The sequence below is a fragment of the Ruegeria sp. PrR005 genome (assembly GCF_010500245.1).
Taxonomy (GTDB): Bacteria; Pseudomonadota; Alphaproteobacteria; order Rhodobacterales; family Rhodobacteraceae; genus Ruegeria_B; species Ruegeria_B marisflavi.
In genome coordinates, this window is the sequence record NZ_JAAGOX010000019.1 from 1 (window position 1) to 26,241 (window position 26,241).

26 protein-coding genes and 1 tRNA gene are annotated in these 26,241 nt (G+C 63.6%); 11 read left to right on the forward strand and 16 right to left on the reverse strand.

Features of this window, described 5'->3' with window-relative positions; translation table 11 throughout:
* Nucleotides 1-54 precede the first annotated feature (54 nt).
* The 5 genes from G0P99_RS12025 to G0P99_RS12045 all read right to left on the reverse strand — a co-directional run bounded on the left by G0P99_RS12025 (nucleotide 55) and on the right by G0P99_RS12045 (nucleotide 3,595).
* Nucleotides 55-585, reverse strand: a complete 531-nt coding sequence (locus G0P99_RS12025; protein WP_164130086.1) for an AAA family ATPase — start codon at nucleotides 583-585, stop codon at nucleotides 55-57.
* 271 nt (nucleotides 586-856) lie between these two features.
* Nucleotides 857-1,408, reverse strand: a complete 552-nt coding sequence (locus G0P99_RS12030) for a ribonuclease H (protein WP_164130088.1) — start codon at nucleotides 1,406-1,408, stop codon at nucleotides 857-859.
* Between the two features lie 211 nt (nucleotides 1,409-1,619).
* Nucleotides 1,620-2,525 (reverse strand): ParB/RepB/Spo0J family partition protein, encoded by a 906-nt coding sequence (locus tag G0P99_RS12035; RefSeq protein WP_164130090.1) that lies wholly within the window; start codon nucleotides 2,523-2,525, stop codon nucleotides 1,620-1,622.
* Nucleotides 2,526-2,694: 169 nt separating this feature from the next.
* The gene (locus tag G0P99_RS24955; RefSeq protein WP_164130157.1) at nucleotides 2,695-2,922 is read right to left on the reverse strand and encodes a helix-turn-helix domain-containing protein; all 228 of its coding nucleotides are present in this window, start codon (nucleotides 2,920-2,922) and stop codon (nucleotides 2,695-2,697) included.
* A 28-nt stretch (nucleotides 2,923-2,950) separates the two neighbouring features.
* Complete coding sequence (locus G0P99_RS12045) at nucleotides 2,951-3,595, reverse strand: recombinase family protein (RefSeq protein WP_164130092.1); 645 nt, start codon at nucleotides 3,593-3,595, stop codon at nucleotides 2,951-2,953.
* A 382-nt stretch (nucleotides 3,596-3,977) separates the two neighbouring features.
* Here G0P99_RS12045 and G0P99_RS12050 point away from each other — a divergent pair, with 382 nt between their 5' ends.
* Nucleotides 3,978-6,854, forward strand: coding sequence for a class I SAM-dependent DNA methyltransferase (locus tag G0P99_RS12050; protein ID WP_370462770.1), 2,877 nt, complete (start codon nucleotides 3,978-3,980; stop codon nucleotides 6,852-6,854).
* Nucleotides 6,855-6,859: 5 nt separating this feature from the next.
* On the opposite strand, the gene G0P99_RS12055 is transcribed toward G0P99_RS12050, so the two are convergent.
* Both G0P99_RS12055 and G0P99_RS12060 read right to left on the reverse strand, forming a co-directional pair.
* A complete protein-coding gene (locus G0P99_RS12055) occupies nucleotides 6,860-8,215 on the reverse strand; it encodes a tyrosine-type recombinase/integrase (RefSeq protein ID WP_164130094.1) in 1,356 nt (451 codons plus the stop codon).
* A gap of 92 nt (nucleotides 8,216-8,307) precedes the next feature.
* Nucleotides 8,308-8,394 (reverse strand) — tRNA-Leu (locus G0P99_RS12060).
* A 142-nt stretch (nucleotides 8,395-8,536) separates the two neighbouring features.
* Between G0P99_RS12060 and G0P99_RS12065 the strand changes: the two genes are divergently transcribed.
* Both G0P99_RS12065 and lipB read left to right on the forward strand, forming a co-directional pair.
* On the forward strand, nucleotides 8,537-9,196 hold the full coding sequence (locus G0P99_RS12065; RefSeq protein ID WP_164130096.1) for a DsbA family oxidoreductase: 660 nt from the start codon (nucleotides 8,537-8,539) through the stop codon (nucleotides 9,194-9,196).
* A 40-nt stretch (nucleotides 9,197-9,236) separates the two neighbouring features.
* Nucleotides 9,237-9,896, forward strand: coding sequence for a lipoyl(octanoyl) transferase LipB (lipB, locus tag G0P99_RS12070; RefSeq protein ID WP_164130098.1), 660 nt, complete (start codon nucleotides 9,237-9,239; stop codon nucleotides 9,894-9,896).
* A 3-nt stretch (nucleotides 9,897-9,899) separates the two neighbouring features.
* Here the strand turns inward: lipB and G0P99_RS12075 are convergent, their stop codons facing one another.
* From G0P99_RS12075 to G0P99_RS12090, 4 genes are all read right to left on the reverse strand, one after another.
* Nucleotides 9,900-11,666 (reverse strand): alpha/beta fold hydrolase, encoded by a 1,767-nt coding sequence (locus tag G0P99_RS12075; protein WP_164130100.1) that lies wholly within the window; start codon nucleotides 11,664-11,666, stop codon nucleotides 9,900-9,902.
* Between the two features lie 235 nt (nucleotides 11,667-11,901).
* Nucleotides 11,902-12,831: a cation diffusion facilitator family transporter gene (locus G0P99_RS12080; RefSeq protein WP_164130102.1), complete on the reverse strand. Its 930-nt coding sequence runs from the start codon at nucleotides 12,829-12,831 to the stop codon at nucleotides 11,902-11,904.
* Nucleotides 12,832-12,913: 82 nt separating this feature from the next.
* Entirely contained in the window at nucleotides 12,914-13,330 is a 417-nt protein-coding gene (locus G0P99_RS12085; RefSeq protein ID WP_164130104.1) for an HIT family protein, read from the reverse strand.
* Between the two features lie 447 nt (nucleotides 13,331-13,777).
* Nucleotides 13,778-14,080 (reverse strand): hypothetical protein, encoded by a 303-nt coding sequence (locus G0P99_RS12090; RefSeq protein WP_164130106.1) that lies wholly within the window; start codon nucleotides 14,078-14,080, stop codon nucleotides 13,778-13,780.
* A 96-nt stretch (nucleotides 14,081-14,176) separates the two neighbouring features.
* On the opposite strand from G0P99_RS12090, the gene G0P99_RS24490 reads away from it, so the two are divergent.
* The gene (locus G0P99_RS24490) at nucleotides 14,177-14,932 is read left to right on the forward strand and encodes a response regulator transcription factor (protein ID WP_203583083.1); all 756 of its coding nucleotides are present in this window, start codon (nucleotides 14,177-14,179) and stop codon (nucleotides 14,930-14,932) included.
* 186 nt (nucleotides 14,933-15,118) lie between these two features.
* Here G0P99_RS24490 and nusB read toward each other — a convergent pair whose 3' ends face one another.
* The 5 genes from nusB to G0P99_RS12120 form a co-directional block, all read right to left on the reverse strand.
* The gene (gene nusB / locus G0P99_RS12100) at nucleotides 15,119-15,574 is read right to left on the reverse strand and encodes a transcription antitermination factor NusB (RefSeq protein ID WP_164130108.1); all 456 of its coding nucleotides are present in this window, start codon (nucleotides 15,572-15,574) and stop codon (nucleotides 15,119-15,121) included.
* Nucleotides 15,571-16,122: a 6,7-dimethyl-8-ribityllumazine synthase gene (locus tag G0P99_RS12105; RefSeq protein ID WP_164130109.1), complete on the reverse strand. Its 552-nt coding sequence runs from the start codon at nucleotides 16,120-16,122 to the stop codon at nucleotides 15,571-15,573. The genes nusB and G0P99_RS12105 overlap by 4 nt, the downstream gene beginning before the upstream one ends.
* 1 nt (nucleotide 16,123) lies before the next feature.
* Complete coding sequence (ribB, locus tag G0P99_RS12110) at nucleotides 16,124-17,245, reverse strand: 3,4-dihydroxy-2-butanone-4-phosphate synthase (RefSeq protein WP_164130112.1); 1,122 nt, start codon at nucleotides 17,243-17,245, stop codon at nucleotides 16,124-16,126.
* Between the two features lie 620 nt (nucleotides 17,246-17,865).
* Nucleotides 17,866-18,438: a hypothetical protein gene (locus tag G0P99_RS12115; protein ID WP_164130114.1), complete on the reverse strand. Its 573-nt coding sequence runs from the start codon at nucleotides 18,436-18,438 to the stop codon at nucleotides 17,866-17,868.
* A gap of 4 nt (nucleotides 18,439-18,442) precedes the next feature.
* Complete coding sequence (locus tag G0P99_RS12120) at nucleotides 18,443-19,030, reverse strand: riboflavin synthase (RefSeq protein ID WP_164130116.1); 588 nt, start codon at nucleotides 19,028-19,030, stop codon at nucleotides 18,443-18,445.
* 173 nt (nucleotides 19,031-19,203) lie between these two features.
* Here G0P99_RS12120 and G0P99_RS12125 point away from each other — a divergent pair, with 173 nt between their 5' ends.
* The 7 genes from G0P99_RS12125 (at nucleotide 19,204) to G0P99_RS12155 (ending at nucleotide 26,159) form a co-directional block, all read left to right on the forward strand.
* Entirely contained in the window at nucleotides 19,204-20,496 is a 1,293-nt protein-coding gene (locus tag G0P99_RS12125; protein ID WP_164130118.1) for a capsule biosynthesis protein, read from the forward strand.
* A 147-nt stretch (nucleotides 20,497-20,643) separates the two neighbouring features.
* A complete protein-coding gene (locus G0P99_RS12130) occupies nucleotides 20,644-21,726 on the forward strand; it encodes a polysaccharide biosynthesis/export family protein (protein ID WP_203583085.1) in 1,083 nt (360 codons plus the stop codon).
* Nucleotides 21,727-21,729: 3 nt separating this feature from the next.
* Complete coding sequence (locus tag G0P99_RS12135) at nucleotides 21,730-23,733, forward strand: capsular polysaccharide biosynthesis protein (RefSeq protein ID WP_164130122.1); 2,004 nt, start codon at nucleotides 21,730-21,732, stop codon at nucleotides 23,731-23,733.
* A 74-nt stretch (nucleotides 23,734-23,807) separates the two neighbouring features.
* Nucleotides 23,808-24,170 carry an SUF system Fe-S cluster assembly protein gene (locus G0P99_RS12140; RefSeq protein WP_164130124.1) on the forward strand — a complete coding sequence of 121 codons (363 nt, stop codon included), beginning with the start codon at nucleotides 23,808-23,810 and terminating at the stop codon, nucleotides 24,168-24,170.
* Between the two features lie 256 nt (nucleotides 24,171-24,426).
* On the forward strand, nucleotides 24,427-24,789 hold the full coding sequence (locus G0P99_RS12145; RefSeq protein WP_164130127.1) for an iron-sulfur cluster assembly accessory protein: 363 nt from the start codon (nucleotides 24,427-24,429) through the stop codon (nucleotides 24,787-24,789).
* Between the two features lie 88 nt (nucleotides 24,790-24,877).
* Entirely contained in the window at nucleotides 24,878-25,633 is a 756-nt protein-coding gene (gene tpiA, locus G0P99_RS12150) for a triose-phosphate isomerase (RefSeq protein ID WP_164130129.1), read from the forward strand.
* Between the two features lie 52 nt (nucleotides 25,634-25,685).
* Complete coding sequence (locus G0P99_RS12155; RefSeq protein ID WP_164130131.1) at nucleotides 25,686-26,159, forward strand: GNAT family N-acetyltransferase; 474 nt, start codon at nucleotides 25,686-25,688, stop codon at nucleotides 26,157-26,159.
* Nucleotides 26,160-26,241: the final 82 nt, after the last annotated feature.

The window sequence follows — 26,241 nt, forward strand, 5'->3', positions numbered from 1 at the left end:
CGGGGAAAGGTTCACATGGCTCAGTTCTCAGTGGAAATTATCCGCCGGCCCGGCTCACTTCTGGGTGGAAATCAACAAACAGGCCTTCAAAACCACACGCTTGGAGTTTTTCTGCTCTGTATTTGGAATGCCTGAGATGCCAGGGATGAAACCGCTGAAGAAGACTTCGTCACCACGAAACTGCGGTCTCACCTCTTCGGGAAGTTCGCCTTTCACCGAAATCCCGGCATTCCGGGCTGAGCGCATTTCAAGTCGCGCAGTCACTTCAGTATCGTTATCATCTTGAAACTTAAAATGAACCGTAGACGAGGGACTGTCAGCGCGATTTCCCCAGTCCGCGTCGTTGCCGAGTCGCCAGTATTCATCGGTTGGGAGGTAATCTAGATCGTTGACACGGACCATTACAGTTGAGCCTGTTCGTATCCGGTCGGCCTGTCGCATCAAGCAAGACGCCAAGTGCAACGCCTGAAGTATCGAGGATTTTCCACTGCCGTTCGCCCCCACAAGAATATTGAGGTCAGACAGGGACAAATCGATGTTTTCGATCCGCTTGAATTTTTCAATCTGGATACCCTTAAGTTGCACTTGCTACCCCTCGAATCTTGAGTTCTCCGCATAGTTGCATGTCGGTCACCAAGGGTAAACTAAGCTTCGGACGTTCTTGATGATTGCGTTGGAGGCACATGCGGTCAGATACCCCCCGTCCGAAGCGCGTCTGAGCAGTACCACTGAACCCCCAACCAAGAAAAAATCGATCCACACCCCACCACACATGCTCGCTCAATATCCCCAGCGGCCAACCTTGCGGGAGCTGCCCCGGCAGAATTTCCGCCGGGGTTGCCTTGTCGTTGTTGTTCTATCGGGTCGCGAGTTTCTTCTCGGCACGGCGTGCGGCGGCATATGCCAACCGGTCAGCTCGTTCATTGTGTTCGGAGCCGTTGTGTCCACGGACCCATTCCCACGTGATGCTACGTCCTGCTGCAGCGTTTTCCAGACGCTCCCAGAGATCGCGGTTCTCAACGGCCTTACCCCCACTTCTCTTCCAGCCGTTGGCCTTCCATTTCGCAAGCCAGGAATTCATCGAGTTGGGGATAAGGTTCGCGTCGCAGAAAACCGTGATCGGCTCGTCCGTCACCTTGCCCAGTTTCTCCAGCGTCGCGCACACGGCGGTCAGTTCCATCCGGTTGTTCGTCGTCGATAGGTCATAGCCGAATGCCTCGCGAGACTTGATGATCTCACCCGCCACTGTTTTCCGAAGGGTTACTGAACCCCAGCCGCCATGGCCGGGGTTGCCGATGCAGGAACCGTCCGTGAAGATTTCGATGCGGGTCTGGCTCTCGTCGAGCTGGGCACCGCGTTCGCTGGTTACGTTCTGGTTATCATGTGACGTCAAGGTAGTCGTGTTCATGGTTAGCTTTCTTGGTTTTGACTTGCGATGCATCGTGGTCCGCGCGGCTTGTCGCCGACGGTTCCGCATCAGTTTGGTTGTGGTTGGGTTAGGGGATGCGCAATCGAACCCCGGCTAGGCCGCCCTTTGAATTCGGAACATGGTCAAGCCGGGGGTACGGCACCGCGAAACACGCAAAATGCGTGTTCCTATGGAGTGCGTGATTGCTGCGTCAGAAGTCGCAATCGTCGGGGGCCGTATCGGGCTCACGCAGGTTTCCGGCAAAGGAGCCCGTTTCGGCAGCTTCAAACTCGTCACCGAAGAAGAGCCACTCTGCCATCGACCGCAGCTTTGCGGTTCCGACAGCAAGTTGTATGGCCTCGGCGGCAATTTCCTCATCCTGCCATGGCATCTTGCCGAGCGCCTCGCGAATTCTCGTGGCGATCTGCTCGATATGGGCGCGGCGTTCGGCGTCGGTCATCTCGGGCCGGTCCTTTCGCTCCGGCAAGTCGTCATGGCGATCTCGCCACCATTCGCCGGTTGCTTCTTTTCCTGCTGCGATCATCGCCTTCCACCTTTTGCGCATGTTGTCGACGGAACGCGGCCCGACCCCGGAGGCTCCGGCTATGTCCTTGACCTTGAGCCGCTCGCCGGGAAGCCTGACCAACCTCCAGGCCGCATCCATTCTCTCGTTCTTGGTCAGCGGCAATTGCTCCCGCGAGTTTGCTCTCACGGCTGCCAGCATGGCCCCCGCCCGGTCCCCGTGAAAGACGGCTGCGGGCACGCCCTCGCGGGGCTTGGCGGTGGCATAAGCGGCAAGTCGATGGTGGCCGTCAAGAAGAACGAGGCGACCTGTCGGCTGTCCGGTGGGGTCGATCTCTTGCCAGACGAGGACTGGATCGAGTTCACCCGACGTTCGGAGCGTTTGGGCGAGACCGCGAACATGGCCTCTGTCGGTACCGGTGTGCCGGAACCGGAACTCGGGGTCGCTGGTGATGTCCCGAGGCCAGAGGAAACGGCAGGTTGTGCGGGTCTGGCTCTGGTCGGGCTGGGCACCGCTGGTTGTGGTTGCGTTCTGCATCTGGTTCCTTTCTTCAGCAGAAATAGGAAAGCCCCCGCCGGGCAGGGCGAGGGCCATTCGAGGGTTCGGGTCTGGTGACCGCTGGCAGGCGGCACCGTGTTCTTCTAGGGTGGGGGATAATTGCCCGAGGGGCTCAGAGGCGAACGGCGGAGGTTCGTCGTCTTGGGGCTATGGTGTGGGTGCTTTACCTCTAGTATGTGGGTAAATCATAACCTGTTGATTTTGCTTACATGCCCCAGCGGGCCAGTCCGGCCTCTGCTTCGGCCAGATCGCGACGGATGCGAAGGACCGTCTGGCGGCTCAACCCCGCCGCTCGGGCCACCTCCGAGGTCCCCGCTCCGGTGTTCGTCATGTCCAGCACGAGGTTCAACTGGTCACGGTCATAGCTGGACTTGCGGCCTCGGTATGCCTCAGGCTGCTCGATCTTGGCGTGTTCGATAAGGGTTTCCGGCAGGGTGGGAGTTAGTCTCCAGCAGTCGTCATCACAAGCCCCAGCGGGCCAACGAAGCCTCCGCTTTTTCGGGGTCCGAGGCTATGCGAATGACCGAGTTCCTGTTCAACCCGGTGGCTTTCGCGATTGCGGAATGACCCTGTCCGGCCGCCGCCAAAGCCTTGATTTCCTCGAACTGCTTACGGTCGAAGCTGGGCTTTCGGCCCTTGAACTTTTCGGGAGAGGTACCCTTGTGGTAGGCGATGCCTGCTGCCTGAGCTTCCTTCGTGGCCTGTGCCTGCGCCTCAGCTTGCGCCGCCATGAACCCAATCAGGGCATCTCTTACTGCCTCGTCTGTGGCGCTCTTCGGGTGCGCATCGAAGGTCTGCCCGTTGATCACTGTCTTGACCGTGACACCGCGTCTCAGCAAGTCCCTGAGCGTGTCCGTCACGTCCCGGTAATTGCGCCCCAAGCGGTCCAGCCACCGGACCACGAGCGTGTCCCCGTCGCGAAGTTTGTGAAGGAGTGCCTTGCCGCCTTCCCTTTCCGCGAGCCGAGTGGTGACACCCGAGGTGCCATGGTCGGTGATTACGTCGTCGTCATGGATGTCGAAGCCAGCTTTGCGCGCTTGTTCCAACTGGTGGGCGCTGGTCTGTTCGGATGTGGAAACGCGAGCATACAGGAAGGTCTTGGTCATGTTGCTGCCTGTTCAATAGGGTTATGTTCTCATATCTGAGGTGTTCATAAGGAGAAGTCAACCCTTAAGAACAGCATAGCACACTGCTCTTGTGTTGTTCTCAGAGGTATACCCTTGTGAGCAATCCACGGCGCTAGGCGGGTCTCGATACCAAAAGCCAAGCGATCAAGCGAACCCCGCCTGCCCGTGACCCCCGCCCCACCGGGGGGAACCGCCAGTAGCCGATATATCTATCCCGGCTGTCGGATTTTTTCGGTGAAAATATTTCCGTCCCCGTTCCGGGGTGCGGCCTTGGGGAACCGATCTGGTGCAGTTTTCTGCCCCGAAGGCATTCAACGCTGTTTACCGAGCGAACCCCGGTGATAAACCTATGGGAGAACTCGTGGGTGAGCAGATGCAGGCAGCGGACTTCATTAAGAAATGGCAGGCGGTCGAACTCAAGGAACGCAGCGCCTCGCAAGCACACTTCCTTGACCTCTGCACGCTGCTGGGTATCGAAGACCCGGTGACAGCCGACCCCAAGGGCGACTGGTTCACCTTCGAGCGTGGCGCGTCCAAGACCTCTGGCGGCGAAGGCTGGGCCGACGTCTGGCGCAAGGGCTGCTTTGCCTGGGAGTACAAGGGCAAGAAGAAGGACCTCGACAAGGCCTTCGACCAGCTTCTTCAATACAGCATTGCGCTGGAGAACCCGCCGCTTCTGATCGTGTCCGACATGGCCCGCTTCCGGGTTCACACTAACTGGACCAACACGGTGCAGCAGGTTCATGCGTTCGAGTTGCAGGACCTGCTGGACGCCAAGACGCGCGACCTCCTGCGCAACTGCTTTCTCGACCCCGAACGCCTGCGCCCCGCCAAGACCCGTCAGGCCTTGACCGAAGAGGCTGCACAGAAGTTCGCCTCGCTCGCCCAGCGCCTCAGGGACCGCAAGCACGACCCCGCCACGGTGGCCCATTTCGTGAACCGTCTGGTGTTCTGCATGTTCGCCGAGGATGTGGACCTGCTGCCCAACAAGATGTTCCAGAAGATGCTGGAGCTGTGCCAGAAGGAACCGACCGAGTTCCAGCCCTTCGCCAAGGACCTGTTCGCCGCGATGCAATCCGGGGGTCGCGTCGGGTTCGAGAAGGTGGAGCGGTTCAACGGTGGTCTCTTTGACGACGACACCGCCCTGCCGCTGGAAAAGGACGATCTGGCTGACCTGCTGACCGCCGCCAAGCTCGACTGGTCCGAAATCGACCCGTCCATTCTGGGCACGCTGTTCGAACGTGGTCTCGACCCCGACAAAAGGTCGCAACTCGGTGCACACTACACCGACCGCGACAAGATCATGCAGATCGTGAACCCGGTGATCGTCGAGCCGCTGCTGGCGGAATGGGCCGAGATCAAAGCCGGTATCGAAGAGGCTCTCAGCAAGGCGCAGAGCGCCAAGTCGCGGTCGGCCCAGACCAAGGCCGAGAAGGAGGCCGAACGCCTGCATGCGGAGTTTCTGGAGCGCTTGCGAGGTTTTCGCGTGCTCGACCCTGCCTGCGGGTCGGGGAACTTCCTGTACCTGTCTCTCTTGGCGCTAAAGGACATAGAACACCGCACCAACCTGGAGGCCGAGGCGCTGGGCCTGCAGAAGCAGTTTCCGACCATCGGGCCGGAATGCGTCAAGGGTATCGAGTTGAACCCCTACGCCGCCGAACTGGCCCGCGTATCAGTCTGGGTCGGGGAAATCCAGTGGATGCGCCGCAACGGCTTTGACGCTGCCCGTAACCCCATACTGCGCCCCTTGGGCACCATCGAGAACCGGGACGCCGTGCTGGCCCCCGATGGCACCAAGGCCAACTGGCCGGACGCGGATGTGGTCGTGGGCAACCCGCCCTTCCTTGGGAACAAGCGCATGATCTCGGCACTGGGAGAGGACTATGCGACCAACCTGCGCAAAGCTTGGAAGGGCGTTCCCGGTGGCGTGGACCTCGTGGCCTACTGGTTCGCCAAGGCTTGGGAAATGATGTGTGAAGGCCGTCTGACGCGCGCAGGGCTTGTCTCCACTAATTCCATCCGTAGTGGGGTAAATCGCGAGGTGCTGAAACCCGTCGTGGAGACGGGGCGCATTTTTGATGCGTGGTCTGACGAGGAGTGGACAGTAGAAGGAGCCGCAGTGCGAGTGTCGATGGTCTGTTTCGACCGAATGCATGGGCAGCCGTCACGATTGGACGGGATGGCTGTCCCAAAGATATTCTCTGACTTGGCACATGCGCGCGGCGGCAGTGACCTCGCTTCTGTATCCAAGCTAGCGGAGAACAGGGCTGTCGCCTTCCAAGGGACCATCAAGGTGGGTCCCTTCGATCTAAGTCGTAAAGACGCCCAAATGTTAATAGAATTGCCGTCCAACGCCAACGGTCGGTTGAACTCGGAAGTGGTTGTCCCATGGGCGAATGGCATCGACGTTGTTCGCCGCCCGCAGGACAAGTGGATTATCGACTTCGGGGCAGTCATGTCGCAGAAGGATGCGTGCTTCTTTGAGAAGCCTTACGAGTGGGTTATGGAGAAGGTCAAGCCACAACGGGACCAAGTAAGGCGGCAAAACCATCGGGAAAATTGGTGGTTGCATGGCGAGGCACGACCCGGCATGCGAAAGGCTCTTGATGGGTTGGCAAGGTTCATTGCCACTCCTGAAACATCCAAGTACCGGCTATTTGTTTGGCTTCCTCACACAACCCTTCCGGGCCACAAGCTCTACGCAATTGCGCGGAGTGACGACACGGCATTCGGCGTTCTATCGTCGACCTTCCACGAATTGTGGTCCGTGAGCCTTGGTAGTAAGCACGGTGCAGGAAACGACCATCGCTACACCACGTCTACCACCTTCGAGACCTTCCCTTTCCCGCAAGGTCTGACACCAAACATGTCGGCCGCCGACTACGCCAACGACCCCCGCGCTAAGAAGATCGCCGAAGCAGCCGCAGAGTTAAACCGCCTGCGCGAAAACTGGCTGAACCCGCCCGACCTCGTTACCCGTGTCCCCGAGATGGTCGAAGGTTACCCCGACCGCTTGTTGCCTAAGGACGACAAAGCGGAGAAGGAACTGAGGAAGCGCACCCTGACCAACCTCTACAACGCCCGCCCCGCATGGCTCGACCATGCTCACAAGCGGCTCGACGAGGCGGTGGCCGAAGCCTATGGCTGGGGCGACGACTGGCGCGCGGGCAAGCTGACCGACGACGAAATCCTGGCCCGGTTGTTCCACCTCAATCAGGAGCGGGCCGTAAAGCAGTAGGGCGCTCAGGGGGCCAGAGCAATCGCCGCCTTCATCGCGTCGGTCGCCGCCTTCAACCGCGCCTCGCCGCCGCCATAGACCCGGTCGCCTACACCGCCGAGGGAATGCCCGAGAATGCGATGTTCGTCGCGTTCCGGCACCCCTGCGGAAACCAGCAGGTCCTTCATGTTGTGCCGCAGGGAGTAGACGACGTGGCGCTTGTTCTTGGTGATCTTGCGCAGGTGCTTCATGAGCGACTGTGAGACCGCGTCAGGGCCGCCCTCATAGGCGTAGCGGGGGAACAGCATCTTCTCGCCCTTGGCGAGCCACAGGGCGTCCTTGGCGGCCACCAGCGCGTCTCCGACAAGGGGCACCGCCCGGATGGACACCTTGGTTTTCACCCGCCGTTCCTCGTGCCAGCGCACCCAGATATGCGGGTTCGGGGCATCAACATGAACGTCTTCCACCCTGAGGCCGACGATTTCGGCCCCACGGCAGCCGGTCCCCTCAAGCAGCCGCCAGATCAGCCCCAGCACGGGTTCACGCAGGTTGCCCCGAATGCGTTTGCGCATCTCCAGAATGACCTCCTTGGGCAGCGGGTCGCGCCGCTCCCATTCGTTGTCGGGCGGAATGTCATTCTTGGGCAGGTCCAGACCATCGAAGGGGTTGTGCGCCTTGCCTTTCAGGTCGAACTCGACAATGGCCAGCGAAACCATCGCCCGTACCATGTCCAGTTCACGCCGTACCGAGAGCGGAGACAGGAGGCTGCCGTCCGACTTCCTCTGCGCCAACATGAAGTCCCTGAGCTTTCTGCCGTGTTCCCGCTTGAACTCGACCAACGGTAGCGTGTGCAGCGGCCCAAGCGCCTCCTCAACCCTGCGGCAAACCCGATCAAGCCTGTTCTTCTGATTTCGCCCGGTCGCACCACCCATGCGCTCCTTACGGTACATCTCCTTGGCATCCAGCATGGTCACCGGCGGGGCCTCTGCGTCCGGCTGCATGACTGCCTTGACCAAGACAGGGTCAGCGCCTCGCTTGTGGAGGTCCTCGGCCAAGATCGTTTGCGCTTCATCCTCGTCATGCACGCCACTGATGGCGGCCTTCATGGCCTCGGCTTCCTTGACCGCCTCCCGCCAGTGCTCAAGCGGCGACAGCGTTCCCTGTCCTGCCGCCTTGCGCTTGGCCTTGGTGACGATCTTGTCGAATTCGGCAAGCAGTGCTTCCTGCTCAACAACCAGAGCGGCCCCGAGGCGGGCCTTCATGGGGACCTGAAAGAATTCCTCGCCCAGCACCTGAGCCGCGTCCTTGGGATAACGCCGCCGGAAGCGCTTGCGGCCCCCGGAAAGTTCGTCAACGTACTTGAGCTTCACCATCGTCACCATCGCCAGTGTCCCATTTGTGTCCCGAAAAGTGTCTCAGGATGGGCGCTACACGACTGTTATTCTTGAAAAACAAGGACTTCAAGGCCAAGTTATGGTGCGGTCGAGAAGACTCGAACTTCCACGGGTGTTACCCCACAGCGACCTCAACGCTGCGCGTCTACCAATTCCGCCACGACCGCACTGCCAGTGACTTGGTAGAGCGGCGTATAGACGAGGGTCGCAGGGATGTGAAGAGGCAAAAATCACCTCTGCTTGAATTCTCTTCCCCCGCCCTTACCCTTGGGCTTAGAACGGGATGCAACAGACAAACAAGGAAGAGACATGACCGCGACCGATACCCGCCCTGTGCTGCAAATCGACATCGTATCGGATGTGGTCTGCCCCTGGTGCATCGTTGGCTTTCTGCAACTGGATCAGGCGCTTGCACAGACGGGCGCATTGGTGAAACTGCGGTGGCACCCGTTTGAGCTGAACCCGCAGATGGGGCCCGAAGGCCAGAACCTGCGCGAACATATCATGGAGAAATACGGCTCCACGCCCGCGCAGAGCGCCGAGGCTCGCGCCCGCCTGACCGAAATCGGGGCCGATCTGGGCTTCGCTTTCAATTTCACCGACGACAGCAGCATCGTGAACACCTTTGCCGCCCATCAACTGCTCGACTGGGCCGAGGGCCAGGGCCGTCAGCATCCGCTGAAACTGGCACTGTTCGCGGCCTATTTCACCCATGGCCGCGATGTATCGGACCCGGCGGTTCTGCTCGATGTGGTGGCGACGGCCGAGCTGGACAGGGCGGCCGCCGAGGCGGCGCTGGCCTCGGGCGCCTATCAGGCCGCCGTGCGCGAGAAACAGAAGTTCTGGACACAGCACGGCATTTCCGGTGTCCCCTCGATGGTGTTTGGCGGCAAGTACCTCCTGACCGGCGCGCAAGGGGCCGACACCTATGCACAGGTGATCCAGCGCTGTCTGGCCGAGGCAGCCTAGCCCCCTTCCCCTGCCCCGACCCGCACGCTAAGACAATGCCATGGAATGGAAGATCACAGACGGGCTGACCGATTACGATGCGGCGGTGGCCTTTATGGAGGCACGCGCCGCCGCCATATCGGCGGGCGAGGCCGACGAGTGCGTCTGGCTGCTGGAACACCCGCCGCTGTACACGGCGGGCACCTCTGCCCGGCGCGAAGACCTGACCGACCCCGACCGTTTCCCGGTCTACGACAGCAAACGCGGTGGACAGTATACCTATCACGGGCCCGGCCAGCGGGTGGTCTATGTTATGCTCGACGTAGGCAAACGCGGCCATGACGTGCGCCGCTTTGTCCAGCAGCTCGAGGAATGGGTGATCGCGGCGCTGGCCGAGTTCAACATCCGCGGCGAAATCCGCGAGGGCCGCGTCGGCGTCTGGGTCCGCCGCGACGACAAGCCCCTGACAGTCACCGGCAAACCGGCCGAGGACAAGATCGCGGCAATCGGCATACGGATCCGCAAATGGGTCAGCTTCCACGGCATCTCGATCAACGTGGAACCGGATCTGAGCCATTTCTCGGGCATCGTGCCCTGTGGCATCACCGAATTCGGGGTCACGTCCCTGGTCGATCTGGGGCTACCGGTCACCATGGCGGATGTCGATGTTGCCCTGCGACACAGTTTCGATCTGGTGTTCGGAGACGATCAGACCGATTGACCCTTAGGCTGGCAACTCGTCGAGCGCATCCAGAACAACATCCGGGCGCTCGTAGATCAGGAACTGGCCAACATCCGCTAGCACCCGGAACGTGACATTGGTGCGGGTCCCGGCAAACTCCTCTGCCACGCCGACGGGCACAACCGGATCCAGCGCGCCATGCAGATGGATCACCGGCTTTGCCTGTTTGGACAGCGGCGACACCCAGTCCGAGACCATGACCCGCGCATCGCTGACAAACCCCTCGGTTCCGGCCTGCGCGGCAAAGCGATAACCGGCGTGCATCAGCTCTCCCAGGTTCAGGCGCGCAACCACGTCACGTTCATGCGTTCCGGGCGGGTACAGGGCATCCATAAAGGTCTGCACCTCTTCGCTATCGATCAGCGAGATGGCCGCCCGAACGAAAAACGGCAACAGGCTTGGCGTCCAGCGCGCGGTATAACCCATGACTCTCTGTCGCCGGGCCATTCCGCGGAACTGGTCACGGCGCAACAATGGCCCGCTGCCGGCCACCGCGACCATGCCCCGGACACGCGGATCGCCGCCGGCACAGATCGTGTGGCCCTGAACGACGCCGGCCATGTGCCCCAGGACGGCAGCGCGCCGGATGTCGAAACGATCCATCAACTCGCCCACATGATCCGACATCGCGCGCAGTGCGGCATGCGGGTCGGCCACCGGCTCCGAGCGCCCATATCCCGGACGCACCGGTGCCAGAATACGCAATCCGCGCCGGTGCAACCGGTCCTTGAGATATTGCAACGGCGCCAGGCCATCCATCATGCCATGCAGATAGATTACCGGCCGGCCCTTGGGATCACCGCACTGATAGAGCTGCATCTTGAGGCCTGTGCGCATCTCCAGCACCTCGTCGTTCAGATCGACGGCACCGGGATGCCCGTTGGTCCGCAGCTGATTCCCCCGCTCGATCAGAAAAGCCACCAGCCGGATCAGGTCTGCCTGCCCGGGGGCGCCGGTCTTGGCCAGAACCGATTTCGCCTGATTTCGAACCGTGTGCTCGGACCGGTGCGAGCGCTCGGCAATCTCGCGCAGGCTGTGCCCCTCCATAAGGTTGCGCACGATTTCCACTTCGGCCGGGGACAGGCCAAAGGATGAGACCAGCATCCGTTCGGCGGCGGGTGTCCATTGATAGTCGAGACTTTCGATCATGATCTGCCCCGAACCCTCGTCACAGGGGGCCATGCGCGCGATCAGGTGCCGGGGCCGCATGTCCGTGCTCAGAACAACGGCCTGAGCCTGATCCGTTCCCTCGCGCGCCGCCTCCAACAGCCCGTCGAGCATCTGCGCGCTCGGCACAGGCAAATGCGCTCTGAGCGCCCCAAGATCACGTGGATTATCAAGCAATTGCCGCGCCGCCTGTCCAGCGGCCCGGACGCGTCCATCGACGCCTGTCAGCAACACGAATCCCGGCGCGCCGTTGATGCACCGCTCCAGCTCGGATTGCGGCGCCTTGCGCCCCAGCTGTTCCAGAATCACATGTGCCCGGCGGAAATGATCCTGCAACTCGGGATCGACCTGCAACTCGGCCGCCAAAGGCTGTTCGCCCGCATTCGAGAAATCACCCATGTCCCGCAACAGATCAGACAGGTGGTCGTCCCAGACCGATACCACACGCTCATAGTGATCGGGCCGCAAAACGATCTCGTAGATTGCGGCGATCACTTGCTCTCTGGTCGGAGTCGCATGGGTTCCGAAATCGTCGCGAATAGTTAACCTCCCAAACTCGGCATCGGAGACCGATTTTGACATAGTGGCAAATCCGGCCACAGCTTGCACAGCCGCTGTAACGAACTAATCATGAGAATAACCCAAATGGGTCATGCGGCAAGCCCGCGGCGCATGCCAGAACTGCACATACCGTTCAGTGAGTGAGTGGTGTTTTCATCAAGTCGCGTATGCTTGCCGGTCTTGAAGAGTGGCAGCAGACCATTGTTTCAGATCCGCCGCCCCGTGTTGCACGGGGCGGCAATTTCTTTGCGGCCGGTCAGGCAGAGCCGCTGCCGATCCGGGCCGGGTGGACACAGGCATGAACCGCGCATTCCACCTCTAACGTCGTATGCTCAATGGAAAATTCCCGTTCGAGGCCGGACTTTACCCTGGCCTTGATCGCGTCCGCCTGCGACCAGGCGCCCGGAGCGATCACCAGATGAGCGGTCAAGGCGGCCGCGTTTTCCTGAAGGCTCCACAGGTGGACATGATGCACCGCCTGGACCCCTTCCACGCCTTCGACATAGCTGGCCACACGTTCGGGTTCCAGCCCGGGTGGGGTGCCGAGCATCAGGACCTGGATCGCGGCGCCGGCTTCGGACCAGACGTGCCACAAAATGTACAAAGCGATCATCAGGGTGACCAGGGGATCGACCCAGATCCAGCCGAACCAGATAACCGCGGACCCCGCGACGATCACAGCGACCGAGCCCAGCGCGTCGGCCACATTGTGCAGGAACGCGGCCCGGATATTCATCGAATTCTTCGACAGCGACCAGGTCAGCGCCGCCGTCACAAGGTCGATGACCAGCGCCACGACCGCGATCCAGACCACCAGCCAACCGTCGATCGGCTGCGGTTCAAAGAACCGCATAACTCCTTCGTAAATCAGGTAAAAAGCCAGAACCACAAGGGTCGTGTAATTAACCAGCGCGGCCACCACCTCGACCCGCCCATAGCCGAAACTCATCCTGTCATCTGCGGGTCTCCGGGCGATCTTGCGAGCAAAGAAGGCGATGATCAGCGCCACCGCATCCGAGAAGTTGTGGAGCGCGTCGGCGATGAGGGCGAGGGAGCCGGAGAGCAGGCCGCCGACGATTTGTACAAAGGTCAGGGCCATGTTGACGGCGATGGCCCAAGCGACGCGGGCGTCGCCGGTGGCCGCGTCGATGTGGTGGTGGTGATGGTGGTGGTGATCGTGTGGCATGCGGATGCGGTTCCAATTGCGGTTCGCATCCACAGCTAATGGCTACAGCCGCTATAGGTTCAAGGGGCAGGCCCCAATTTTCTTAACCCAGCGCGGCGCGGATCTTCTCTGCCTGCTCGGCGATCAGCGCCATGTCGCCCATCTGTCCGGGCGGGCGCAGACGGACGCCTTCGTGCCGGGGCAGCACGTGGAAATGCAGGTGAAACACCTCCTGCCCGCCCACGGCCTCGTTGAACTGTTGCAGGGTAACCCCTTGGGCATCAAAGGCTTTCATCACCGCATGGCTGAGTTTCTGTACCGTGCTCATGACCGCGGCCAGCTGCGCGGGACTGGCGTCCAGCACGTTGCGGCACGGCGTCTTGGGGATCACCAGCAGGTGCCCGTCGGCCCGCGGCATGATGTCCATGAAGGCAAGGGTGTCTTCATCTTCGTAAACGCGGGTCGCGGGAATCTCGCCGCGCAGGATACGGGCAAAGATGTTGTCGGGATCATAGGCCATGTCGGGTATCCGTTCTGTCAAACCGTTGGCGAGAGTTGTGGGCGAGGCGCCCGGCAGGGTCAAGCCGCAGGTTTGTACGGCATACTGACCGTTTTGTACCCGGGTTTGAGGTGGGATTGACCGTTTTGTACGCAGCGGATCGGCGCCGGAAGGCGCCCTCCCCGTCTTGAAACCGGTCACGCGGCGGGGCGGTATCCCGCCGGTCACCGGGCAAGGTGATCGTCTGTCTTCCGATCCCTCTTGCGCGCGCCCGGTGGCGGCCCTACTTATGACGATGGCGGGTTCTGCCCTTCTCGTGACAGGTAGCATTCCGGTGGCCTTAAACATTTCCGAGGGGGCTGGCTCTGTTCAGGTCCTGGCCTGATTATCTGGCGCCCACCTGTACATACAGGTCCTCGGGAATCGAACCGCACGGTCGAACCCTGGTGGTTCCCGCCGCACCTCTGATCAGCCGCGCCGCGCCGCCTCTTGCCGGACGGGTGCGGGGCGCAGATCAGAGACGGCGCTGCCGCCGCGCGGCCCCTCGTCGGTTTCGGCCAGGCTCATGATTTTCCAAGCAAATTGCACCCCGGCAAAGACGATGCCATTCATGAACCACAGCATGAACACCGCCAAGAGCGCCGAATCGGAGCGCACGATCAGCCCCTTGAGCCCGGCGATATCCAGCCAGATCAGCCCGGCGACAAACACCGCGGACAGGGCAAAACCGACAAGAACCTGGATGACGTAGAGACGGATCAGCTGTGGCATGGCCAAACTCCCTGTTTATCTCGGAAATTCTAGCGCAGAATGATCCGGAATACAGGGTCATGCGTAACAACTGCGACAATATATGCCGGGACCGGAATGCGAAATATCACAAAGTTTGCGCTCGATCTGTTGGAAAGCCTTTCCCATATCTTTGACGATGCTGCCCGATGGGACCACACGGTAGAGCGGCTGGGCGCGTTTGGCTTTCGGGCCGTGAACATGGGGCAGTTCACGCCAAAGACGGGCATCCTGCACTGGGCGCGCAGCTCGATGACGCCGCAGTGGCTGAAGATCTATGCCGAGAGCGGCTATGCCGATGCCGACCTGGTCCTGGCGCAGACCGTGCAGGGGCCCGACAGCCTGTACATCGATTCGGGCCGGCGCCTGTTGCAGTCCAACTCGGCCACGGCCGCGGGCCTATATTCCGGGCTGGTCGAGCACGGCTATCAGCATGTGTTCAGCCTAGTGGTCCCCTGCCCCGGCAATACCGCGATGCTGGTGGCCCTGTTCACCGACCACCCCGAGGCCGAAGCCTGGATGACCGAACAGGAAAGCGGCATGCGCATCCTGGCCACCGTCATCGCCACCAACCTCGGCCCCGGGGTCGAAGGCGACCAGAACGCGGGCCAGGATCTGGCGCCGATTCTGGGGACAACCGCGCCGCTGTCGCGGCGCGAGCGCGAGGTGCTGCATCTGCTGGCCAACGGTCTGCGCAACGAGCAGATTTCGGAGACGCTGGGGATCAGCGAAATCACCGTGCGCACGCATCTGAAATCGGCCCGCGACAAGCTGCGCGCGCCGACCCGCGAAGCAGCGCTGGTGCGGGCGGTAAAAATGGGGCTGCTGAATTAAGCCACCTATCGGAAGAGATAGGTTTCGCGGTCACCTATGATCCGCTAGCGTCTGGATACCGGGTTTCTGCTGTGAGTGGTGGCGCCTGGCTTTTTCATCTAGGCATTTGTCAATCAAGGCGCGGCGCAATCCGAGGATTGATGCCGCGTCTTTTTTGGCAGCAGCCGGGGGGCGGCAGATCGCGGATCAGAACGCCTCGGGCCGGGCCTCGCGCGCCATGTGGTCCAGAACGGCATTGACGAAACTGGTCTCGCGCCCCTCGGGGAAGAATGCGCGCGCGATATCCACGAATTCGGTGATCACCACCTTGGGCGGCGTGTCGCTTTGCGTCAGTTCGGTGCCAGCGGCGCGGAACAGCGCGCGCAGCGTCGGGTCGATGCGTGAAATCGGCCATTTCGCCACCAGCGCCCGGTCGGTCATCTGGTCAACCAGCGCCTGGTTGTTGACCGCGCCATCGACCAGGGTGCGGAACAGGGCCGCGTCGCCCTCGGCCATCTCGTCGCCGTCATAGACCGCGCCGAACCGGTGATCGAGAAACTCGGTCACCACCGCCTCGACGGTCTGGCTGGAGTGCTCCATCTGGAACAGGGCCTGCACGGCATAGAGCCGGGCCGCCGATTTCATCTGCCGTTTTTTGGTCATGCGGAAGCGGTTCCGTTGCCTTTGTCTGCCAAGAGGATCGACTCGGACATCGGTTTGAAGCCCACGCCCTTGGTCGAAGCGCCCCACTTACGGCCGAGCGCGATCAGATGCAAGGCCGCGGCGGCGGCACCGCCGCCCTTGTTCATCGCGGCCGGATCGGCGCGCACCTCGGCCTGGGGACGGTTCTCGACCGTCAGGATGCCGTTGCCGATGCAGGCGCCCTGAAGACCCATCAGCTGGATCGCGCGGGAGCTGTCGTTGCAGACGGTGTCGTAATGGGTGGTCTCGCCCCGGATCACGCAGCCCAGCGCCACGTAACCGTCGAAATTGCACATCCGGTCGGCCATGGCGATGGCGGTCGGAACTTCCAGCGCGCCGGGGACCTCGATCAGCTCCCAGGTGCCGCCCACGGCCTCGATCTCGGCCTTGGCGCCGGCGACCAGATTGTCGGCGATGTCCTTGTAATAGGGCGCCACCACGATCAGCAGTTTCACCGGCTTGTCGAATTCGGGGCGCGGCAGGATGTAGTGGGTTTCATGTCCGGCCATGTCAGGCGTCCTTCAGAATGGGGCGGGTGCCGACGATGGACAGGCCATAGGCGTCGAGCCCGAGATATTTGGTTTGCGGCGAGTCGGTAAGCAGGATCAGCTCGTGCAGGCCCATCTTGGACAGGATCTGGGCACCCAGGCCGGTCTGCTTGATGGTGCGCACGCCGTCCTCGTCGCTGGCATAAAGCGCGTTGCGCGGCTGCCGGAACAGGCAGACGACGCCGCGCCCTTCGGCGGCGATCTTCTCCATCGCGCGCGGCAGTTCCTGGGTCGGCTTGGGGCCAAGCCCCAGCACATCCGATGCCTCGTGCAGCGCATGGGTGCGGGTCAGCACCGGTTCGGGGGTCGAGACATCGCCCTTGACCAGCACCACATGTTCGATGCCGTGGGTCTGGTCGGTAAAGATGCGCATCTCCCAGTCACCGCCATATTCCGAGGTGACGGTGCTGCGGGCGGTCTCGTCCACCAGGTTGTCGTTGCGGGCGCGATAGGAGATCAGGTCGCTGATGGTGCCGATCTTCATCCCGTGGGTGGCGGCGAACTCCACCAGATCGGGCAGCCGCGCCATGGTGCCGTCTTCCTTCATGATCTCGCAGATCACGCCCGCGGGGTTCAGCCCGGCCAGACGCGAGATATCCACCACCGCCTCGGTATGGCCGGCGCGCACCAGCACCCCGCCCCGCTTGGCCCTGAGCGGAAAGACATGGCCCGGCGTGGCCAGGCTTGCCATGGTATTCTGTTCGTTGATCGCGGTGGCCACGGTCAGCGCCCGGTCGGCGGCGGAAATGCCGGTCGACACCCCCTCGCGCGCCTCGATCGAGACGGTAAAGGCGGTCTCGTGCCGCGACGAGTTGTTCACCGCCATCATCGGCAGGCCCAGCCGGTCGATCCGCTCGGCGGTCATCGGCAGGCAGATCAGCCCGCGCCCGTGGGTGGCCATGAAGTTGATCGCGGCGGCATCGGCAAACTCGGCGGCGATGCACAGGTCGCCCTCGTTCTCGCGATCCTCGTGATCGACCAGGATATACATCCGGCCCTTGCGCGCCTCCTCGATGATCTCCTCGATCGGACTGATCGCGTCGCGCAGGCGGGCCTCGACGGGTCCGGGCGTTTCAAAGCTCATGGGGCGGCCTTTCAGCTGTCTTGGTCTGTTTGCGCAGATAGACCACCCGGCGCGCGAATGCCAGTACACAAACGGCAGACAGCGCCCCGGACGCGGCGTAGCGCGGGGCTAGGCGGGCGCCCTCGCGCCCGGGGCGGCCCCGCGCCCGGCCCAACGCCTGGGGGCGCATCTGTGATGCGGCATCAGGGGGCGGGAGCGCCACCCTGATCCGGTGGGCAGGTCAGAGGGGGCGCTGCCCCCGTCGCGCTCCGCGCGACTCCGCCCGAGTATTTTGACCAGAAAGAAGCGGGAAGGCTGCGGCCCGATGCCGGAGGTAAGAGAGACCACCTCCTCCCCCGACCAGGGGCAAGTGTGCCGCCCGACGCGCGGATACCACGCCCAAACGGCCGTGCAGAACCCTCGCGCGCCGCTGCGTCCGCGTGGGGCTGACGCGGGCGCCCTCGCGCCCGGGTCGGCCCCGCGTCCGGCCCAACGCCTGGGGGCGCATCTGCGATGCGGCATCAGGGGGCGGGAGCGCCACCCTGATCCGGTGGGCGGGTCAGAGGGGGCGCTGCCCCCGTCGCGCCTTGCGCGACTCCCCCGGAGTATTTTGGGCGAAATGAAGGGGCGGGACAGGAGCTCTAGACGGCCTGGTGGCGGAAGTATTCGGCCGAGGGCAGATAGCCCGCGGCACGGCCTGCGGCGACCCATTCGGCTTCGAGTGGCGCGTCGCCGATCACCAGCACCGCCGAGCCCGGCAAGCGCTGCGCCTGGATCAGCCCCTGGACGCGGGCGCGCATCTCGGACCAGCTGTCGACAAGGCGCGGCGCTCGGGCGGCATCCTCCAGCGCCCTTGTGGCGGCCAGTACGGTGGCCGGGGCGGCGGGCGGATGCACCAGCGCCAGTCGGCGGGCATTGCGGACCTCGGACAGCGTTCGTGCCTCGGCCTCGGGCATTTCACCGCCCGAGCCGAAGATGCGCAGCGCGTTCGACGAAAACAGCAGCCCCATGATGTCCTGACCGGAATACTGGCGCACCTTGGCATAGGTGCGATAGTCCATGCCCAGTTCGGCGGCGCGGTTCATGCGCATTTTCAGCACCAGCATCGGGATGGCATTGGGCATCAGCGCCTTTTGCGCCTGCCGCCAGGCATGGGTGCGCCAGACCTGCCCCGGCTCCATCGACGGCCCGCCGTTGTGCCCGACCCCGGCCATGGCCCTAGCCCGCCTCGGCCAGGCGCGCCACATAGCGCGCCAGCGTATCGATCTCGAGGTTGACGAGGTCGCCCGCGCGCACATCGCCCCAGGTTGTCGCCTCCTTGGTGTGCGGGATCAGGTTGATGCCGAATTCATCGCCCTCGACCTCGTTCACCGTCAGCGAGGTGCCGTTCAGCGCCACCGAGCCCTTGGGCGCGATGAAGCGCGCCAGCGCATGCGGGGCGCGGAACCGGACCCGCGTGCTGTCGCCCTCTTGTGTGACCGAAACCACCTCGGCCACGCCGTCGACATGGCCCGACACGATATGGCCGCCCAGCTCGTCGCCCACCTTGAGCGCGCGTTCCAGGTTCAGCCGCTTGCCGACGGTCCATCCGCCCAGGTTGGTCTTGGACACGGTCTCGGCGCTGACCTCGACATCGTACCAGTCCGCGCCCAGCGCGATCACCGTCAGGCAGACGCCGTCGCTGGCGATCGAGGCGCCGATGTCGATGCGCCCGGTATCATAGGCGGTGCGGATGCGCGCCCGCAGGTCGCCGCGCTGCTCCAGCTCGACCACGGTGCCGATGTCGGTCACGATGCCGGTGAACATGTTCCTTACCCCGCACTTGTATTCCTGCCCCTGACGTAACGCTGTGTTTCGCGCCGGACAAGCCCCGATGCTTGCCCGCCCGCCCCGTCCGGGTCATAGTTTGGCCCGAATGATCATGCAGGATGATGGGAATGCCGCGAATTTGGGCAGGCGCAGCCGGAGAAGGACCGCAGATGCCGAACCAGACCCAGACCAGGCGGGTGTTCCTGTTCCTACAGGGGCCGCATGGACCCTTTTTCGACGCGCTCGGCCGCATGCTGCGCGCCGCCGGGGCAGAGGTCTGGCGCGTGGGCTTCAACTCGGGCGACCGGGCCTTCTGGTTCCACACGCGGAGCTATATTCCCTACAAGGGCGCGCATGAGGATTGGCCCGCGGCGCTGGCCGATCTGCTGGAGACCCGGGGCGTGACCGATATCGTGCTCTATGGCGACACGCGCCCCATCCATGCCGCCGCCGTGGCCGCCGCGCGGGCGCGGGGCCTGGGTATCCATGTGTTCGAGGAAGGCTATCTGCGGCCATATTGGGTCACCTATGAACGCGGCGGGTCGAACGGCAATTCGCGCCTGATGGAGATGACGATCGAGGACATGCGCGTGGCGCTGGCGCTGTCGGACATGGAAACGCCGCTGCCGCCCGCCCATTGGGGCGACATGCGTCAGCACATCTTTTACGGCGCGCTCTATCACTGGTTCGTCATGTTCACCAACCAGGGCTATCGCCGGTTCAGGCCGCATCGCGACCTGCCGGTGACCAAGGAATTCCTGCTGTATTTACAAAGGCTCTTGCTGATGCCGGTGCTGGCGGTCGAGCGGATGCTGGCCACCGCGCGTATCCGAAACGGCGGCTTTCCCTATCACCTGGCGCTGTTGCAGCTGGAACATGACAGCTCGTTCCGGATGCATTCGCCCTTTGCCTCGATGACCGATTTCCTGGCCGAGATCTTCGACGGCTTTGCCAAGGGCGCGCCACGGCATCACCATCTGGTGGTCAAGGCGCATCCGCTGGAGGATGGCCGCGTGCCGCTCCGGCGCGAGGTGCGGCGGCTGGCCCGCCAGCACGGGTTGAAAGGCCGGGTGCATTACGTGCGCGGCGGCAAGCTGGCGCAACTGCTCAACGACGCGCGCAGCGCCGTCACCGTGAACTCGACCGCCGGTCAGCAGGTGTTGTGGCGTGGCATTCCGCTCAAGGTCTTTGGCCGCGCAGTATACGACAAGCCCGAATTTGTCTCGACCCAGCCGGTGGCCGACTTTTTCGCCGCCGCCGACCGCCCGGACAGCCGCGCCTACAAGGAATACCGCCGCTATCTGCTGGAAACCAGCCAGCTGCCCGGCGGTTTCTATTCCCGCAAGGGGCGCCGGCAGCTGCTGCGCCAGGTGGTCGACATGATGTTGTCGCGCGATGACCCCTATGATGCGCTCAAATCGGGAAAAGCGGCACCAAGGCAACAGTTGCGATTGGTCAACTGAACGGCACAACTCCTGGTACTGGATTTTTCATCCGGATTCCGATAGTTTGAGAAAAAAATCTGAGGCAGAAACATATAAGGTCGAGGAGACCGAGCAGTGAAACTTAACCCCGTCCGCTGGGCGAAGCCCGTTGCCGTGTTGGCTGCGATGTCTGTCGCGGCCTCTTGTTCTTTGCCGAAAGTCGGGCCCAACAAGCGGGAAATCTTTGCCGGTTCCGTGCAGAAGGAAGGCGACGCATTTATCGTCGCCGTCAACGACCGGGTGACCCGCGCCACCGCCGTGGTGCCCGCGCTGGGCTTCTCGGACGCGTTCAAGAACGCCTCCGCCCTGACCTCGGACACGATCCGGCCCGGTGACGTACTGGGTCTGACCGTCTGGGAAAACGTCGATGACGGGCTTCTGGCCAGCGAAGGCACCAATGCCACGGTTCTGGAAGAGGTGCAGGTCGACAGCGCCGGCTTCATCTTTGTGCCCTATGCCGGACGCCTGCGCGCCTCGGGCAACACGCCCGAGCAGCTGCGCGAAGCGATCACCGCCAAGCTTGAGGAACAGACCCCGGACCCGCAGGTCCAGGTGCGTCGCCTCGCGGGCGATGGCTCGACCGTGTCGCTGACCGGTGCTGTGGGCGGCCAGGGCGTCTATCCGATCGAACGTCCGACCCGCACGCTGGCAACCATGCTGGCGCAGGCCGGCGGCATCACCATCCAGCCCGAGATCGCCGAGGTCACCGTGATCCGCGGCAATCAGCAGGGCAAAGTCTGGTACCAGGACCTGTTCAACTACCCCGAGCTGGACATCGCCCTGCGCGGCGGCGACCGCATCCTGGTCGAGGAGGACACCCGTTCGTTCACCGCACTGGGGGCCACCAGCACCCAGGCGCGCGTGCCCTTCGAGACCCAGGACCTCTCCGCGCTTGAGGCGATCGCCCAGGTGGGCGGCCTGATTTCGGCCGCCTCGGACCCGACCGGGGTCTTTGTGTTCCGTAACGAACCGGCCGAGATCGCGGGCCAGGTGCTGGGCCGCGACGACCTGCAAGGCGCGCAGCGCATGGTCTATGTGCTGAACCTGACCGAGCCCAACGGGCTGTTCATCGCCCGCGATTTCGTGATCCGGGACGAGGATACGCTCTATGTCACCGAGGCGCCTTATGCCCAGTGGACCAAGACCATTTCGCTCATCTCCGGCGGCCTGACCCCGCTGGCCAACCTGCAAACGATCGCTGGCGGCTGACGCATGTCGCCCAGTGGCATGAACCGGGCAGCCGGGGGCGACCGCTCCCGGCTGTTCGTTTATAACGGCGGCTTCCTGACGCAGACCCGGATGCGCCGCATCCTGTCGCTGGCCGGATACGACATCCGGCTGGGCCTGCCCGCCGAGGGCGATCTGGTCGGCATCTGGGGCAATAGCCCCACCGCCCATCGCGGGCTTGCGGTCGCCGCGCGGCGCGCGGCGCCCCTGCTCCGGGTCGAGGACGCGTTTTTGCGCTCGCTCTTTCCCGGCCGGGCGGGCGAGACGCCCCTGGGTCTGCTGCTTGATCGGGCGGGTGTGCATTTCGACCCGGCCACGCCCAGCGACCTGGAACAGATGCTGGCGAGCCACCCGCTGGACGATACCGCGCTGTTGAACCGGGCGCGCGATGCCATCGCGCGGATTCGCGACAGCCACCTGAGCAAATACTCAGCCACCGACCCCGGCCTGACGCCACCCGAACCGGGCTATGTGCTGGTTGTCGACCAGACGCGCGGCGATGCCTCGGTCACCGCCAGCCGCGGCACGGATGCGCTGTTCCGCGAGATGCTGGTCTTTGCGCAAGAGGAACATCCCGGTGCGCGGGTGCTGATCAAGACCCATCCCGAAACCGCCGCCGGGTTCCGCCCCGGCTATTACGGTGCGGGTGATGTCAGCGCGCGGGTCAGCCTTTATGATGCGCCTGTCAGCCCCTGGGCGCTGCTCGATGGCGCGGTGGGGGTCTATACGCTGTCCTCGCAACTGGGGTTCGAGGCGATCCTGGCCGGGCACAAGCCGCGTGTCTTTGGCCAGCCCTTTTACGCGGGCTGGGGGCTGAGCCAGGACGAACACCCGGTGCCGCGCCGCGAACGCCGCCTGACGCGCGCGCAGCTCTTTGCCGCCGCGATGATCCTCTATCCCACCTGGTACGATCCGTACCGCGATTGCCTGTGCGAGCTGGAGACCGTGCTCGACACGCTCGAGGCGGAGGTGCGGGCCTGGCGGCAGGACCGCGCCGGCTGGACCGCCGGCGGCATGCGGCTGTGGAAGCGCAGGCCGCTCAGGCGGATGTTCGGGCAATACGGCAAGGTGAGTTTTACCGACACCCCCGCCCGGGATGATCCGCGCCCGCATATGGTCTGGGCCGCCAAGGCCGATCCCGACACCCCCGCCGTGCGGGTCGAGGACGGGTTCCTGCGCTCGCGCGGGCTGGGCGCCGAACTGGTGCCGCCGCTGTCGCTGGTGACCGACGATCTGGGCATCTATTACGATCCGACGCGGCCCAGCCGGATGGAACGCCTGATCGCCGCGCGCGCGACCCTGCGCGATGACCAGCGCCGCCGCGCCGAGCGGCTGATCGACCGCCTGACCCGGGCGGGTGTCAGCAAGTACAACCTGGGCGGCACCCTGCCCGACCTGCCGCCCGGGCACCGCATCCTGGTTCCGGGACAAGTCGAAGACGATGCCTCGATCCGCACCGGCGCGGGCGAGGTGCGCACCAATCTGGAGTTGCTGCGCGCCGTCCGTGCCGCAAACCCGCAGGCGGTGATCGTCTACAAGCCGCACCCGGACGTCGAGGCCGGGTTGCGCAGCGGCCGGATCGAGGCCGAGGGGCTGGCCGATGTGGTGGCGCGCGCGGCCGATCCGGCCGCGCTCCTCGCGCATGTGAACGAGGTCTGGACGATGACCTCGCTTCTGGGGTTCGAGGCGCTGTTGCGCGGCGTGCCGGTGACGACGCTGGGCGCGCCGTTCTACGCGGGCTGGGGGTTGACGCGCGATCTGGGTCCGGTGCCCGCGCGCCGCCAGACGCAACCCGATCTGGCCGGGTTGGTGCATGCGGCGCTGATCGACTATCCCCGCTACTGGGATCCACAGAACGGTCGCCCCTGCCCGGTCGAACTGGCAGTCGAGCGGCTGTCTTCCGGCGATATCCGCCACCCCGGCGCCGCCAACCGGCTGTTGAGCAAGCTTCAGGGCGTTTTTGCCACCTATGCGCATTTGTGGCGCTGACGCGGCGCCTCCACCACTGGACGCCACCTTCGGTTTTTCCTATATAAACACTCAGGAAACGGCGAGAGAGACTGATGACCCACGCGACAGAACCGATGGAAGGCGCGCCGCTGATTGCGCCCTCGACCGTAAACCACCCGCTTTATGACCCGGTGGTCGAGGCCTGCCGCACCGTCTATGACCCTGAAATTCCGGTCAATATCTTTGAACTTGGCCTGATTTACACCGTCGAGATCTCGCCCGACAGCGACGTTCGCATCATCATGACGCTGACCGCGCCGGGCTGTCCGGTGGCGGGCGAGATGCCCGGATGGGTGGTCGCGGCGGTCGAGTCCGTGCCCGGCGTCAAATCGGTCGACGTGGAAATGACCTGGGATCCGCCCTGGGGCATGGAGATGATGTCGGACGAGGCGCGGCTGGAACTGGGATTCATGTGACGGATCCGGGCGGGACTGTCGGAAAATGTTCTCACCCCTGTCATGTGCCCGTTACAAGGTTGGGTCAGCCTGACCGCGCCGGCCGGGCCTATCCCCCATCCCAAAACTCCCGGCCCGGATCACTGCTGACCCCCAGCCCCGATCCTTCCGGCCGGGCCGTTCCTTTGCAGGAACGGCCCTTTCCACCGGCCAAGCCCCTTGAGCCGGTCCCTGCCCGGCCCTAGATTAAAGACAACGCGCGACAACGGAGACCCCCATGTTCGGCATTCCCGGCAAACAGGCCGTGACGATGACCCCCAGGGCAGCCGCCCAGATCGCCCGCCTGATGGCAAAGGGCGGTCATTCCGGCCTGCGCATCGGCGTCAAGAAAGGCGGCTGTGCCGGCATGGAATACACCATGGACTATGTCGACCAGGCCGATCCGCATGACGAGGTGGTCGAACAGGATGGCGCCCGGGTACTGATCGCGCCCATGGCGCAGATGTTCCTTTTCGGCACCGAGATCGATTACGAGGTCTCGCTCTTGGAGGCCGGGTTCAAGTTCAAGAACCCCAATGTGGTCGATGCCTGCGGCTGCGGCGAATCGATCAAGTTCGACGAAAGCCTCGGCAAGGCCTGATCCCTTTTGCCCCCGCCAGATTGTCTTGTCCGCATACCGGTGTTATCCGGTTGCGACGTTTGAACAATGGATGGGCAGGAGGCAGGACATGCGGCGGAAACTGGCGGCAGGCAACTGGAAGATGAACGGCACCGGCGCCGCTTTGGACGCGCTTGGCGCCATCGCCGCCGCCCACCCCGCCCCGACCGTCGATATCCTGATCTGCCCTCCCGCCACGCTCTTGTCGCGCGCCTCTCAGGCGGTCTCGGGCAGCGCCGTGACCCTGGGCGGGCAGGATTGCCATGCCGAAGCCTCGGGCGCGCATACCGGCGACATCAGCGCCGCGATGCTGGCCGATGCAGGTGCCGGCGCCGTGATCCTGGGCCATTCCGAACGCCGCGCCGATCACGCAGAGACCGACGCACAGGTCTGCGCCAAGACCCGCGCCGCGCTGGAGGCCGGGCTGATCGCCGTGGTCTGCATCGGCGAGACGCTGGCCGAGCGCGAGGCGGGCCAGACGCTGGATGTGGTCTGCGGCCAGCTTGCAGGCTCGTTGCCCGACGGGATCACCGGCAACCAGATCGTCGTCGCCTATGAGCCGGTCTGGGCCATCGGCACCGGCAAGGTGCCGACGCTGGAACAGATCGCCGAGGTCCATGACGCGCTGCGCGGCCAACTGGTGGGCCGCTATGGCGCCGAGACAGGTCATGCCATCCGCCTGCTCTATGGCGGCTCGGTGAAACCCGGCAACGCGGCCGAGATCTTTGCCGTTTCCAATGTCGATGGCGCGCTGGTGGGCGGCGCCAGCCTGAGTGCCGCCGATTTCTCGCCCATCGTCAAGGCGCTGGAACTGGCGGCCGGCTGACACCGCCGCTTTGCCGCTTGCCCGCGCCGGGCAGGTCCGGGATCATGTACATATGACATCACCAACGCTTGCGGTCCGGCAGGCCTCGGATCAGGACCTGCCGCAACTCTTCGACCTCTACCGGCACCTCAACCCCGAGGATGCGCCGCCGCCCGCGCCGGATGTGGCGCGGGGCATCCTGAAGCAACTGAGCCGCTACGAAGGCAGCGGTGTTTTCGTCGGAGAGGTCGCGGGTACTCTGGTTGCATCCTGTACCCTGATCGTCATTCCCAACCTGACGCGAGGCGGCAACCCTTATGGGCTGATCGAGAATGTGGTGACCCATACCGATTTCAGGCAACACGGGTTTGGCCGACGGTTGCTCGATCATGCTGCCGAGGCAGCCTGGGAGGCGGGCTGCTACAAGCTCATGCTGATGACAGGCTCGCACCGGCCCGAGGTTTTGCGGTTCTATCAGGATGCCGGGTTCGAACAGTCCAAGACCGGATTCCAGAAGCGGCGCGTTCCGCCACGACCCGAGGGCTGAACCGACGAACAGAAAGGCATCGGGACAGAAACAAAAACGCCGGGCAGGGGAACCTGCCCGGCGTTCTCTTTTGTCTGATCCG

Coding starts and splice junctions, on each gene's coding strand:
- G0P99_RS12030 (WP_164130088.1), bottom strand. CDS start 1,408: ATGAACACGACTACCTTGACGTCACATGATAACCAGAACGTAACCAGC.
- G0P99_RS12035 (WP_164130090.1), bottom strand. CDS start 2,525: ATGGCCCTCGCCCTGCCCGGCGGGGGCTTTCCTATTTCTGCTGAAGAA.
- G0P99_RS12045 (WP_164130092.1), bottom strand. CDS start 3,595: ATGACCAAGACCTTCCTGTATGCTCGCGTTTCCACATCCGAACAGACC.
- G0P99_RS12055 (WP_164130094.1), bottom strand. CDS start 8,215: ATGGTGACGATGGTGAAGCTCAAGTACGTTGACGAACTTTCCGGGGGC.
- G0P99_RS12065 (WP_164130096.1), top strand. CDS start 8,537: ATGACCGCGACCGATACCCGCCCTGTGCTGCAAATCGACATCGTATCG.
- lipB (WP_164130098.1), top strand. CDS start 9,237: ATGGAATGGAAGATCACAGACGGGCTGACCGATTACGATGCGGCGGTG.
- G0P99_RS12075 (WP_164130100.1), bottom strand. CDS start 11,666: ATGTCAAAATCGGTCTCCGATGCCGAGTTTGGGAGGTTAACTATTCGC.
- G0P99_RS12080 (WP_164130102.1), bottom strand. CDS start 12,831: ATGCCACACGATCACCACCACCATCACCACCACCACATCGACGCGGCC.
- G0P99_RS12085 (WP_164130104.1), bottom strand. CDS start 13,330: ATGGCCTATGATCCCGACAACATCTTTGCCCGTATCCTGCGCGGCGAG.
- G0P99_RS12090 (WP_164130106.1), bottom strand. CDS start 14,080: ATGCCACAGCTGATCCGTCTCTACGTCATCCAGGTTCTTGTCGGTTTT.
- G0P99_RS24490 (WP_203583083.1), top strand. CDS start 14,177: ATGCGAAATATCACAAAGTTTGCGCTCGATCTGTTGGAAAGCCTTTCC.
- nusB (WP_164130108.1), bottom strand. CDS start 15,574: ATGACCAAAAAACGGCAGATGAAATCGGCGGCCCGGCTCTATGCCGTG.
- G0P99_RS12105 (WP_164130109.1), bottom strand. CDS start 16,122: ATGGCCGGACATGAAACCCACTACATCCTGCCGCGCCCCGAATTCGAC.
- ribB (WP_164130112.1), bottom strand. CDS start 17,245: ATGAGCTTTGAAACGCCCGGACCCGTCGAGGCCCGCCTGCGCGACGCG.
- G0P99_RS12115 (WP_164130114.1), bottom strand. CDS start 18,438: ATGGCCGGGGTCGGGCACAACGGCGGGCCGTCGATGGAGCCGGGGCAG.
- G0P99_RS12120 (WP_164130116.1), bottom strand. CDS start 19,030: ATGTTCACCGGCATCGTGACCGACATCGGCACCGTGGTCGAGCTGGAG.
- G0P99_RS12125 (WP_164130118.1), top strand. CDS start 19,204: ATGCCGAACCAGACCCAGACCAGGCGGGTGTTCCTGTTCCTACAGGGG.
- G0P99_RS12130 (WP_203583085.1), top strand. CDS start 20,644: ATGTCTGTCGCGGCCTCTTGTTCTTTGCCGAAAGTCGGGCCCAACAAG.
- G0P99_RS12135 (WP_164130122.1), top strand. CDS start 21,730: ATGTCGCCCAGTGGCATGAACCGGGCAGCCGGGGGCGACCGCTCCCGG.
- G0P99_RS12140 (WP_164130124.1), top strand. CDS start 23,808: ATGACCCACGCGACAGAACCGATGGAAGGCGCGCCGCTGATTGCGCCC.
- G0P99_RS12145 (WP_164130127.1), top strand. CDS start 24,427: ATGTTCGGCATTCCCGGCAAACAGGCCGTGACGATGACCCCCAGGGCA.
- tpiA (WP_164130129.1), top strand. CDS start 24,878: ATGCGGCGGAAACTGGCGGCAGGCAACTGGAAGATGAACGGCACCGGC.
- G0P99_RS12155 (WP_164130131.1), top strand. CDS start 25,686: ATGACATCACCAACGCTTGCGGTCCGGCAGGCCTCGGATCAGGACCTG.